The sequence below is a fragment of the Vibrio sp. SCSIO 43136 genome (assembly GCF_023716565.1).
Classification (GTDB): Bacteria; Pseudomonadota; Gammaproteobacteria; order Enterobacterales; family Vibrionaceae; genus Vibrio.
Map to the genome: position 1 here is coordinate 2385107 of NZ_CP071848.1, position 12238 is coordinate 2397344.

General features: G+C 45.1%; 12 protein-coding genes. 5 read left to right on the forward strand and 7 right to left on the reverse strand.

Annotation, left to right across the window (positions count from 1 at the left end):
• The first annotated feature begins 101 nt into the window (after positions 1–101).
• Positions 102–1481, forward strand: a complete 1380-nt coding sequence (locus tag J4N39_RS11330; RefSeq protein WP_252019299.1) for a hypothetical protein — start codon at positions 102–104, stop codon at positions 1479–1481.
• A gap of 53 nt (positions 1482–1534) precedes the next feature.
• On the opposite strand, the gene glyA is transcribed toward J4N39_RS11330, so the two are convergent.
• Positions 1535–2785: a serine hydroxymethyltransferase gene (glyA, locus tag J4N39_RS11335; protein ID WP_252019301.1), complete on the reverse strand. Its 1251-nt coding sequence runs from the start codon at positions 2783–2785 to the stop codon at positions 1535–1537.
• A gap of 346 nt (positions 2786–3131) precedes the next feature.
• Here glyA and J4N39_RS11340 point away from each other — a divergent pair, with 346 nt between their 5' ends.
• Positions 3132–3731: a YitT family protein gene (locus J4N39_RS11340; protein ID WP_252019303.1), complete on the forward strand. Its 600-nt coding sequence runs from the start codon at positions 3132–3134 to the stop codon at positions 3729–3731.
• A gap of 78 nt (positions 3732–3809) precedes the next feature.
• On the opposite strand, the gene treC is transcribed toward J4N39_RS11340, so the two are convergent.
• The 5 genes from treC to gmhB all read right to left on the reverse strand — a co-directional run bounded on the left by treC (position 3810) and on the right by gmhB (position 8976).
• Entirely contained in the window at positions 3810–5483 is a 1674-nt protein-coding gene (treC, locus tag J4N39_RS11345) for an alpha,alpha-phosphotrehalase (protein WP_252019305.1), read from the reverse strand.
• A gap of 76 nt (positions 5484–5559) precedes the next feature.
• Positions 5560–6984, reverse strand: coding sequence for a PTS trehalose transporter subunit IIBC (gene treB / locus J4N39_RS11350; protein WP_252019307.1), 1425 nt, complete (start codon positions 6982–6984; stop codon positions 5560–5562).
• Between the two features lie 158 nt (positions 6985–7142).
• Positions 7143–8090, reverse strand: a complete 948-nt coding sequence (gene treR, locus J4N39_RS11355) for a trehalose operon repressor TreR (protein WP_252019309.1) — start codon at positions 8088–8090, stop codon at positions 7143–7145.
• 2 nt (positions 8091–8092) lie between these two features.
• Positions 8093–8422, reverse strand: coding sequence for an MliC family protein (locus J4N39_RS11360; RefSeq protein WP_252019311.1), 330 nt, complete (start codon positions 8420–8422; stop codon positions 8093–8095).
• Positions 8422–8976 (reverse strand): D-glycero-beta-D-manno-heptose 1,7-bisphosphate 7-phosphatase, encoded by a 555-nt coding sequence (gene gmhB, locus J4N39_RS11365; protein ID WP_252019313.1) that lies wholly within the window; start codon positions 8974–8976, stop codon positions 8422–8424. The genes J4N39_RS11360 and gmhB overlap by 1 nt, the downstream gene beginning before the upstream one ends.
• Before the next feature lie 246 nt (positions 8977–9222).
• Here gmhB and metN point away from each other — a divergent pair, with 246 nt between their 5' ends.
• From metN to J4N39_RS11380, 3 genes are read left to right on the forward strand one after another with little or no spacing between them, the layout of a single operon-like run.
• Positions 9223–10257, forward strand: a complete 1035-nt coding sequence (metN, locus tag J4N39_RS11370; protein WP_252019316.1) for a methionine ABC transporter ATP-binding protein MetN — start codon at positions 9223–9225, stop codon at positions 10255–10257.
• Positions 10247–10924 (forward strand): methionine ABC transporter permease, encoded by a 678-nt coding sequence (locus J4N39_RS11375; RefSeq protein WP_252019318.1) that lies wholly within the window; start codon positions 10247–10249, stop codon positions 10922–10924. The genes metN and J4N39_RS11375 overlap by 11 nt, the downstream gene beginning before the upstream one ends.
• A gap of 38 nt (positions 10925–10962) precedes the next feature.
• Positions 10963–11766, forward strand: a complete 804-nt coding sequence (locus J4N39_RS11380) for a MetQ/NlpA family lipoprotein (protein WP_252019320.1) — start codon at positions 10963–10965, stop codon at positions 11764–11766.
• 32 nt (positions 11767–11798) lie between these two features.
• Here the strand turns inward: J4N39_RS11380 and J4N39_RS11385 are convergent, their stop codons facing one another.
• Entirely contained in the window at positions 11799–12170 is a 372-nt protein-coding gene (locus J4N39_RS11385; protein ID WP_252019322.1) for a hypothetical protein, read from the reverse strand.
• Positions 12171–12238: the final 68 nt, after the last annotated feature.

Genomic DNA, 12238 nt, shown 5'->3' on the forward strand with positions numbered 1-12238 from the left:
ACTTAAAAACCAAATAAGTGCGATTAAAAGTTTCACTCGCCCATGAGACTGTAAAGATTGGACAACATTCAACCAATTCAATATATACCCAAGAGACCATAATGCGTACATCAATTCTACTTTTATCAACTCTTTTTCTTTTTGCCTGTGGTGGTGGGTCTCCATCTCCGAAACCAGAGCCCAAACCAGTCAAGCTAAACGGTGAAGTATCATACCGCTTAAGCCAGTCTAATATTGCAAGCACTGGTATGGTGGGTATTGTGGAAGTCAAAAATAATGAACAAAATAATGAACAACTAGTGGTTGTTCAACAAAATGGAGAAACATCACCACTAGAGGTAAAGCAATCAGCGAAAAGCGTTACAAGTGGTCAAGATATATCAGAATCTCAACTAGAAAAGCGTAATGTAACTATCTATCAGATCCAAAGATTGAATAATGAATTCTCTTACGTCAGTGCTAGAGTACCAAATCAAATCTATACGGATGGAAAGCTAATCATTGACAACGCATTTGACGAAGGCTACATCCTCGAAAACAAGTCTGGAGAAGCTTGGATTTTCTGGTCTTCAGCACCATCGAAAGGTATCAAGTTTCGCCCAAGAGTATTGAGTGGAAAAGGGAATATTGATTTTATCCTGCCAGATAGTGAACGAAATTCTAGCGATGCAATTCTAGTCGTAGGTAGCTTTGAAGATGATGATATTTCCGAATATAAAGATGCTGTAGTTAAGTTGAATCTGCCCAAGGGATCAACTGGGGTGCAAATTGAAGAATTAACACCTCTAAAAGATGGCGACCATATATCTGACAATAGTGTTTTCTATAATGGTAAGTTCGTCTCTTACCAGCTAAACGGACAAAAGAAGTTTCTCATCGATGAAGAAACTAAATACCACGTTGGTATGGAAGCACTACAAAAAGTCAACTCATTGTTCTTGCTAGACAATATTTTCGTTGGTCGTTCAGATGAAAAGCAATCAGCAGAAATTTTTACAAGTAATGCGCACTGGAACGAGCAAATTGACCATTCAAACCTAAAGGATGTGGTTTTTGCGCAAAATATCGAAGAGACTGAAATTCTCATAGATAAGCAGTGCAATGTATTTACCAAAAACCAAACAAGGCTGGACTCACTATTCATTGCTCAATATAGCGCTGTAGATACACTAAACAATGAACGTAACTATTTCTTAAATACTGATAAATTTTTCTACTGCGTTAACCGTGGTGAATACGTAGTCTTAGATAAAGGGCTTAAGTCTGTTAACTCAAATGCACTTCCCTACAAGCTAGATGTTGAGACCGAGAAAACCATCAACATCACTCCAAATGGCATTATATCGTTTAGGCAAAATGGCCCAAGTGCTCGAGATTTCATCCATGTATTGATTAATACACACAATGTAAATGAGATTATAGAAACTCGTATTATAGACCAAGATCAACGTTCAGTGATCGATCTAATTAGAATCAAGTAGAAACTAAAACGCCTTCGATATTCGAAGGCGTTTTTTCTAAAAGCAAATATTAATTATGCATATACCGGCAAACGCTTACAAATCTCAAGCACCTTCGCTTTAGTCGCTTCGATCACCGCTTCATCACCGATGTTGTCTAGAACGTCACACATCCAGTTTGCTAGTTCTTTAGCGTCATCTTGAGTGAAGCCACGGCGAGTGATCGCTGGAGAACCTACACGGATACCAGAAGTCACGAATGGGCTGCGCGGATCGTTTGGTACTGAGTTCTTGTTCACTGTGATGTTCGCAGCGCCTAGTGCAGCATCTGCTTCTTTACCAGTGATGTCTTTGTTGATTAGATCAACAAGGAACAGGTGGTTTTCAGTACCGTTAGAAACGATGTTATAACCACGCTCTTGGAACTGAGCTACCATCGCTTTTGCGTTTTGAACTACGCGTGCTTGGTACTCTTTAAACTCTGGCTCCATCGCTTCTTTGAAAGCAACTGCTTTTGCTGCGATCACGTGCATCAGAGGGCCACCCTGACCACCTGGGAATACCGCAGAGTTCAGTTTCTTGTACATGTCCTCACCCGCATTTGACAGGATTAGGCCACCACGTGGACCTGCTAGCGTTTTGTGAGTCGTTGTCGTTACAACGTGTGCGTGTGGCACTGGCGTTGGGTAAACACCCGCAGCAATAAGACCTGCAACGTGCGCCATATCGACGAATAGGTAAGCACCTACTTTGTCAGCGATTTCACGCATGCGCGCCCAATCAACCACTTGAGAGTAAGCAGAGAAACCACCGATGATCATCTTAGGCTTATGCTCTACAGCAAGTTGCTCCATCTCGTCGTAGTTGATCTGACCAGCTTCATCGATACCGTAAGGGATAACGTTGTAGTGCTTACCAGAGAAGTTTACTGGAGAACCGTGAGTTAGGTGACCACCGTGCGCAAGGCTCATACCAAGAACTGTATCGCCTGGGTTCAAAAGCGCCATGTACACTGCGCTGTTTGCTTGAGAGCCTGAGTGAGGCTGAACGTTAGCATATTCACAACCGAAAAGCTGACATGCACGGTCAATCGCCAATGCTTCCGCTTTATCTACGTACTCACAACCACCGTAGTAACGCTTACCAGGGTAACCTTCAGCGTATTTGTTAGTAAGTTGTGACCCCTGAGCTTCCATTACACGTGGACTGGTGTAGTTTTCAGAAGCAATAAGCTCAATGTGCTCTTCTTGACGAAGAGTTTCTTCCTGAATTGCTGCAAATAGTTCAGCATCGTAATCGGCGATGTTCATATCACGCTTTAACATCTGTATCTCCTGACTCAGATAATCCAAAGTTCTAAAAAAACCACACAACGACCAAAAGCAAACGTTTTCGTCACCATTTAAGTTGGGGACATCATACATAAATTGATCTAGGTCATAAAGTGCCTTTAAACACTTTCTTTATGTAATTTTTTAATGATGACCATTAATCCCTGTCATCTATATGGTGAATATGATTAACTCTTGCTCTCCAAGTGTCAACCATTGAGTTTACAGCGTGTAAAATGTCACTTACATCGCTCTCAAACAAATTTCTTAACAAACTACCTAAAAACCTAATTTTTCCTTACTATTCGCGTCAAAATTTTGCGAGATAATTTAAAAAGTGATGGAAAAACACACACAACGAGAAGACTGGATTGCGATCTTTACCGGTACTTTCATCGTCGCCCAAGGCGTTTACTTTCTTCAAGCAGGCGATCTACTCACGGGTGGCACCACTGGGCTTGCGCTGCTAATGACGCATTTTTTACCGTTCAGTTTTGGTACCTTGTATTTTGTCAGTAACCTACCTTTCTACATGCTGGCTTGGAAACGCTTTGGGGCACGCTTTGCATTCACCAGCTTAGTCTCTGGTGCACTGGTATCTGTTATGGCAGATTTCTTACCGCAAGTTTTAAGCATCGAAAGCGTCAACCCGATTTACTGTGCGCTTATTGGAGGCATTTTAATGGGGCTTGGCATGCTGATCTTGTTTCGTCATCGCACCAGTTTGGGTGGATTCAACGTACTGTGTCTGCTTATTCAAGATAAAACGGGCTTCTCGGTGGGCAAAAGCCAGATGCTGCTCGATGCGTGTATTTTGATCGCCTCGTGCTTCTTTGTCTCCCCAGAGACCATTGCAATATCGGTATTGGGCGCACTTATGCTCAACATCGTATTGGCAATGAACCACAAGCCTACTCGCTACATCGTTAAATACTCATAATCTTGCTAAACGTAAAAAAGGGCTTTGGTCATCAACCAAAGCCCAAACTCTCCCGAGATTGAAGCAAAGTTGGGGGAACTAGCCTCTCTCAATTAAAATCGTACGCGTTTCGTATGGACGCAGTACCTGTTCACGAGTCACAACTTGCATCTCAATATCTTGGTAGTTACCTATCAAGTAACGCCCAGATTCCACTTGCTCATCCACACACACCACCACTTCTTGGTCATAGTAGTTGTTCAGACAAATCAAAATTTGGCTCTGCGACTGACGACGGTAAGCAAATACACTTGGGTGATCCGGCATCAAGTCGGTGTAATCGCCACTGGTGATGACTGGAATCGCTTTTCTCAACTTAATCAGTTCTTTGTAGAAGTAGAACACCGAATTTTTGTCTGCTACCGCATCTTTTGCATTGATGGTTGGATAATTGGCAGCCACCTCAAGCCAAGGAGTGCCTTGGGTGAAACCTGCATGCGAAGAGCTATCCCATTGCATAGGTGTACGTGAGTTATCACGAGATTTTTGCTGCAAAATATCCATCATATCCTGATGACTTATCCCTAAATCTTTCACCATGATCTGATACATATTGATGCTCTCAACATCACGGTACTGCTCAAGGGTGGTATAACCAGGGTTGGTCATACCTATCTCTTCCCCTTGATAGATGTATGGCGTACCCTGCATCATATGTACGCTGGCAGCGAGCATTTTTGCTGATTCCACTCGGTATTGGGTATCATTGCCTAAACGACTAACCACTCTCGGCTGGTCATGATTACACCAAAACAGTGCCCCCCACCCCTTGCCGTTTAGGCCCGTCTGCCAATGGTTGAAAATCTGTTTGAGCTGAATGAAATCAAATGGTGCTTTCGTCCACTTGTCTCCATTCGGGTAATCTACTTTTAGATGATGAAAGTTAAACACCATCGACAGCTCTTTTCCGCTGACATCGGAGTATTGTTGACAGTGCTCTAGGGTGGTTGATGACATCTCACCAACGGTCACGCTGCCATATTTTTGAAATACGGAATCACTGATCTCTTGCAGATACTCGTGAACTCTTGGTCCATCGGTATAAAATCGACGACCATCGCCTTGACGATCACTTGGAAAATCTTGCTGCTTAGAGATCAAGTTGATCACATCGAGACGAAATCCATCCACGCCTTTTTCCGCCCAGAAGCTGATCACTTCCTTCACTTCAGCGCGAACTTTTGGGTTCTCCCAGTTGAGGTCTGCTTGCTCTTTAGCGAACAGATGCAGATAGTACTGACCTGTGGCTTCATCAAGCGCCCAAGCATTACCACCAAACTTAGACTGCCAGTTGTTAGGTTCATGACCATCAATTGGGTCTTTCCAAATGTAGTAATCACGATATGGGCTGTTTTTGTCACCTAATGCAGATTGGAACCAATGGTGTTCAGTGGAAGTATGGTTAACCACGATATCCATAATAATACGGATACCACGCTGATGGGCTTTAGCAAGCAACTCATCAAAATCTTCCATGCTGCCAAAATCTGGGTTGATCGCATAGTAATCTGAAATGTCGTAGCCATTATCGATCATCGGTGATTGATAAACCGGAGTCAGCCATAAGGCATCCACTCCTAAGTTTTTAAGGTAATCAAGTTTTGAGATGATGCCTTGAATATCACCCGTACCACGACTTCCACTGTCGCAAAAACTCTTAGGATAAATTTGATAGATGGTCGCAGTGCGCCACCAGTCGTGTTGTGCTGTCATGGAAAAATCACTTACTCAAAAAATCAAAACAAGAAAAGTGGGGCGAGTTAATCATGACCTCGCCCCGAAAGGAGGATTAGGCGCTGGCTGTCGCAAGCTCACCTTTACCTTGAGCACGCTTGTACATCATCAAGGTCAGTGATGCTGGCACGACAATCGCCACTAGCATCGCAATTAGATACACCGTCCAGTATTGAGGTTGGATTGATAGGATGCCCGGCAAACCACCTACACCGATACCGTTCGCCATTACACCAGCACTACCACAGATAGCGGCGGCAATCGCTGAACCAATCATGGCGCTTAGCATTGGGAACTTGTACTTCAAGTTAATACCGTACATCGCAGGCTCTGTCACACCTAGGTAAGCCGAGATGGCCGCAGGGACAGATATGTCTCGCTCACCTTCACGACGGCTGATCATGATGATGCCAACCACTGCAGATGCTTGGGCAATGTTTGATAGTGCAATCAAAGGCCAGATTGGCGTACCACCTAACTCTTGCATCAATTGCAAATCCACGGCGTTGGTCGTGTGGTGCACACCTGTGATAACTAGCGGTGCATAAACAAAACCAAAAATCATCGCCCCAATAACTGCAAAGTCACCAGTCATCGCAGCTTTAGCTGCCGCTGCAACACCGTCGCCAAGCATACGGCCAAATGGGCCAATCAATGCGTGCGCCAAAATCACTGACAAGATGATTGAAACGAAAGGTACGATCACTAAGTAAAGGTAAGAAGGTGTGATGCGTTTTAGGTTGGTCTCGATAAAGGCCAGTGCAACACCTGCCAACATCGCAGGGATTACCTGGGCTTGATAGCCGACTTTTTCAATCACAAACAGGCCAAAATCCCATACCTCTGGAGCGGCTTTACCTATCATGTAAGCATTCATCAACTGCGGTGAAACCAGCGTTACACCCAAGGTGATACCAAGGATCGGTGTTCCTCCGAGCTTCTTCACCGTCGACCAACATACGCCCACGGGTAGGAAGAAGAAAATCGCTTCACCAATCAACCATAAGAAAGAGTGCACGGTTGCCCAAAACTGGCTGATTTGCGTCAGAGTTTGGCCATCAAACATCTTGATGTCGCCAATCACATTACGGAAACCCAGTATCAAGCCACCAGTAATGATCGCAGGTAGCAGTGGTACAAAAATTTCAGCAAGATGGGAGATACCACGCTCCAGCACATTCATATTTTGACGAGCGGCATTCTTAGCATCGTCTTTAGAGCTGGCGCTTTTGCCCGCCTGAGCGATCAGCATTTTGTATACTTCATCGACTTCAGTACCGATCACCACCTGAAATTGGCCTGCATTGGTAAAGCACCCCTTCACCATAGCTAGCCCTTCAAGGCCCTTAATATCTGCAGCGTTAGTATCGTTAAGAACAAAACGCAAACGAGTTAAACAGTGGCTAACACTGGCGATATTCTCGCTGCCACCGACTAACTCGATAAGACGCGTAATGTCCTGACTCGCTATCTTACTCATAATGTTTACACCCTTATTGGAATCCCTAGATTGGGAAGTTTTCTAATTATGGGACTGTTCCCATTTCTTGATGGGAATACTGCCAAACTAATTTACAAATTAAAATGGGAACAGTCCCAAAAATTGAGCAAGTTCACGAATAATTGTAGATCAATTACTCAGTCTAAGAGAGGTTCAAGGCAGATATGTTCAACCCCAGCGGTATCAGAAAGCTGATTTATCAAAAGCTTAGATGCAGTTTCACCCGCTAATTGATAGCCCGGGTCAATACTGTAAGTATTTGGGAAAAGAAATGACAACATAGGGTTTGCCCCAACACCAGTCACGAGGATGTCATGACGACCAAGTTCTTGCAGGCGTTTCACCACACCTAGAGCTAGGGTGTCACTGGCACAGGCGATTGCCTTAGGTTGGTGCACCATGAGCTCATCCACCAGCGCATAAGCGCTTTCATGGTTGAGTTCACCAGTGACAAAATGTGGCGCTATCTGATGCTCTGCACACCACTGCTGATACGCTTCGAGACGAATCTTACCCGTAGTTTTATCGCTCGGATTTACCCCTAGGTAGGCAATATCTTCAATGCCTTGTTCAGCGATATGGTCTAGTGTACCAGTAATTACCGCTCGGTTATCGTAATTAACCGAGGAAACACTCAAGGTATCCATGGCAATGACCACGGCACGGTTTTCCCAACGCTCTACTTGGCTAATGTCGCACCCGGTAAAGCCAAACACTATCACCCCATCAACATTACGTCGCTGCAATACTTCAAGGTGCTCGTTCGTCTTATAGCGATCGAACTGGCTCTCCATGATCACTACGTCGTAGCCAAACTTATAAAGACTGTCTAGGATCGCACTGACCACTCTGTTTTCAGACGGGGAGTCCAAACGAGAAATAATCACACCGATGACTTTTTGGCTGCCGCCCCGCATCGACTGAGCAGACTTTGACGGCACATAACCTGAATCGCTGATCACTTGCTCCACTTTTTCTCGCGTTGCTGGCTTAACTTTAGGGTCATTGGTCAGTACGCGAGACACGGTCGATTTCCCGACACCTGCCAGTTTTGCAATATCTAATATGGTCAGCTTTTTCGACATGGTTATTCGTTTATTGGCTCTAAGTTGTTGTGTGGGTTAGGCATAACGCAGATTTGGATAGGATAATGATTCCACTTCAAGCTTGCCTGACGCCCCTTTAACCACAACTGGATATGCCTTTGTGGCGACTGGTATTTTTCACCAGAAGCACTTGGCGTTCGATTCAGGAGGTAGGCTTTACCATCGACATACGCTTCTATTTGATCTTGCGCCATCGGGGTGACTTCCACTTCAAGGTCATTGGCACACAAGTAGGATTGCGTCTCAACAGGTGGCTCACTGACACACCCAGAAAGCAGAGCAGCTGCACCTAACATCAATAAACGTTTCATTAGGCTTGCTTCAAAAATGCAGGAACATCAGCGATGCTATTTAACACAGCAGTGGCAATGGCTTCACCTTTCTCGGTCACAGGTTTGCCTGTACGCACTAGGAGTTTGGTCGCAACACCCGCAGCTTCTGCGGCCATCATATCCTCGGCTTTATCACCGACCATGACAGAGCGGCTCATGTCGATTTTGAGAAAGTCTTGTGCTGACTTGAACATACCTGGCTTAGGTTTTCGACAGTCACAATCTTGCTTGTAGTCACCGATACCATGCTCTGGATGGTGTGGACAGTAGTAGATACCATCAAGCTCGACACCGTTGTCAACAAAGTTCCAATCCATCCACTGCGTCAGGGATAAGAAGCGATCTTCACTAAACTTGCCACGAGCGATACCCGATTGGTTAGTCACCAACACCAGCAAATAACCCATCTCTTTTAGCGCTCGAGTTGCCTCAAAAACACCTTCAATGTACTCAAAATCGTGCTCGTCATGCACATAGCCATGATCAACGTTGATTACACCATCACGATCCAAAAATACAGCAGGTTTAGCCAAAATCAGTTCCTCATAAATATCTTCTGCTCAAATTATTGCACGCTTTATAACGCTTAGCACTAATGAATTCCATTTTAGACGTCTAGACGTAAAAATATCTATTGACTCGCAAAAAGGAAAACCATAGCATCACCTAACAAATCAGCACCAACTCGAAATATTGTGCTAAATGGGCATCACATCTTGAGTACAAATATTCAACATGTCGTTATCGGAAAGCCCAAGCAACTTTGGACAGGTTACAAAATGATTGAGATTAATCAGGTCAATAAAACGTTTTATCAGGGCTCGCAACAGATCGATGCGCTGAAAAACATCAACCTTACGGTGGAGCAAGGCACTATTTTTGGTGTGATTGGCTCATCGGGTGCGGGCAAAAGCACCCTGATCCGTTGCGTCAATATGTTAGAGACGCCAACCAGCGGCACTGTCATCGTTGATGGTGTGGACCTGACCAAGCTTGGCAAAGCAGAATTAAGCCAAGCTCGCCGCAACATCGGCATGATCTTCCAGCACTTCAACCTATTGTCTTCTCGTACTGTATTTGACAACGTGGCTCTGCCCCTTGAACTTGCAGGTACAAACAAGGCGGATATCGACGCTAAAGTCACTGAACTTTTAGCTCTGGTTGGGCTTGCAAATAAGCACACCAGCTATCCATCCAACCTCAGTGGCGGCCAAAAACAGCGAGTTGCAATTGCACGTGCTCTAGCGTCAGACCCTAAGGTACTGCTGTGTGATGAGGCGACGAGCGCTCTTGATCCTGCAACCACTCAGTCAATTCTTGAGCTGCTAAAAGAGATCAACCGTAAACTTAAGATCACCATCTTACTTATCACCCATGAGATGGATGTGGTGAAGAACATCTGCCACCAAGTGGCCATCATCGGTGGTGGTGAATTGGTTGAGAAAGGCAGTGTTGGCGAGATATTCGCTCACCCGAAAACAGAGCTTGCGCATGAGTTTATTCGCTCAACGCTTGACCTATCAATTCCAGAAGATTACCAAGCCCGTCTGCAATCCCAGCGCATTGAAGGCAGCCACCCATTGGTTAGACTGGAGTTTACGGGAGCCACGGTGGATGCGCCATTAGTGAGTCAAATTGCCCGTAAATTCAACATTGATGTCAGCATTTTAAGCTCCGATCTGGATTACGCCGGCGGTGTGAAATTCGGCATGATGGTCGCCGAACTCTTTGGTAGTGAACAAGACGACAACGCAGCCATAGAGTTTCTGCGTGAGCACAATGTAAAAGTGGAGGTGCTAGGTTATGTCCTTTAATTCAATTTCACAGTGGCTAAGCCTTAACGCCGATCTTCTACTCAAAGCGACTTGGGAAACCTTATACATGGTCGGTGTTGCTGGTCTGGTGGGTTTCGCTGTCGGTATTCCTCTGGGTGTGATTTTACACACCACCAAGAAAGGTGGTTTGCTTGAGAACACCAAGCTAAACACCATTCTTGGCGCTATCGTCAACGTCGGTCGTTCAGTGCCTTTCTTGGTACTTATGGTCGCCATCATTCCTGTTACCAAATTATTGGTTGGCACCTTTATTGGCACCACTGCCGCAATTGTGCCCTTGACCATTGGTGCAATTCCTTTTGTCGCTCGTTTGATTGAGGGTGCGCTGCTTGAGGTTCCAACCGGTCTTGTGGAGGCTGCGCAATCGATGGGCGCAACCCCTACTCAAATTATTACTAAGGTTCTGCTACCAGAAGCTCTGCCAACCATAGTCAACTCAGTCACCATTACCCTAGTGACACTTGTGAGTTACTCCGCAATGGCAGGCACCGTAGGCGGTGGCGGCCTAGGTGATGTAGCCATTCGATACGGTTTCCACCGCTACGAAGTAACCATTATGGCGGTCACAGTAGTGATGCTGATCGTCCTAGTACAAATTATTCAATCGCTGGGCGACGCCATTGTTCGCCGAGTTGATCATCGATAAACAAACAGATTTAGTGGATTTATAACAAGGAGAATATTATGAAGTTCAGTCTTAAAGGTCTTTTGGCTGCAGTTGCAGCGGCAGCAGTACTTACTGGTTGTGGTGAACAAGCGGTAGATAACAGCAAAATCAAAGTTGGTGTAATGGCAGGTGCTGAAGCTCAAGTAGCTGAAGTTGCAGCGAAAGTAGCTAAAGAACAGTATGGCCTAGACGTAGAGCTAGTGACATTCACAGATTACGTAACGCCAAACGCTGCGCTAGACGACAAATCAATCGACGTAAACGCATTCCAACATAAGCCTTACCTGGACCAGCAAGTAACTGACCGTGGTTACAAGCTAACCATCGCAGGCAATACTTTTGTTTACCCAATTGCTGGTTACTCTAAGCAAGTAACATCAGTTGAGCAAATCGAAGACGGTGCACGTATTGCAGTTCCTAACGACCCAACTAACCTAGGCCGCTCACTTATCCTTCTTGAACAGCAAGGCTTAGTAAAACTGCGTGAAAACGTAGGTCTACTAGCGACGGTACGTGACATCGTAGAGAACCCAAAAAACATTACTATTGTTGAGCTAGATGCTGCGCAGCTACCACGTTCACTAGACGATGTCGCACTATCGATCATCAATACGACCTACGCAAGCTCTATCAACCTAACACCAGAGAAAGACGGTGTGTTTGTTGAAGACAAGGAATCTCCATACGTAAACCTGATCGTATCTCGTGAAGAGAACCTTAACGCTGAAAACGTACAAAACTTCGTAAAAGCGTACCAAACCGATGAAGTTTACCAAGCTGCGAAAACCATCTTCCAAGGTGGTGTGGTAAAAGGCTGGTAATTAATTGACTAAGCAAAAGGCTGACGATGACGTCAGCCTTTTTTGTCTAAATACCACTCCCCTTCACACCCTGCATTGCCTACCGACCACTTGCCATCGATACGGCCTTCTTTGGCTCGCCCTGAAAACTGATACTGCCACATCGGGTTATTGCTACTTAACGCCAGCACCCCATTTTGATCGATTTTGCCACTGAGTTTGGTGTCATTGTACTCCAAGACAAACAGCACCTTCCCTTGCTTGATTGAGCCAAACATTTGGGTCGGCAAACAGACTGGGTTATCAGTATGGTTTATACGCCGTCCTTGCCATTCCCCATCAAATTGGGTCACTACAGGAGGGTGTGGAAGGTCAATACATCCTGTTAATACGATTGAAGATATAATCAAAAAGACTGGCTTCATACACTGTCCTCAATATTGGAGAATCTAGCCTTTCAAAACAGGCAAAAGTCGTCAATTGTGCACTAAGA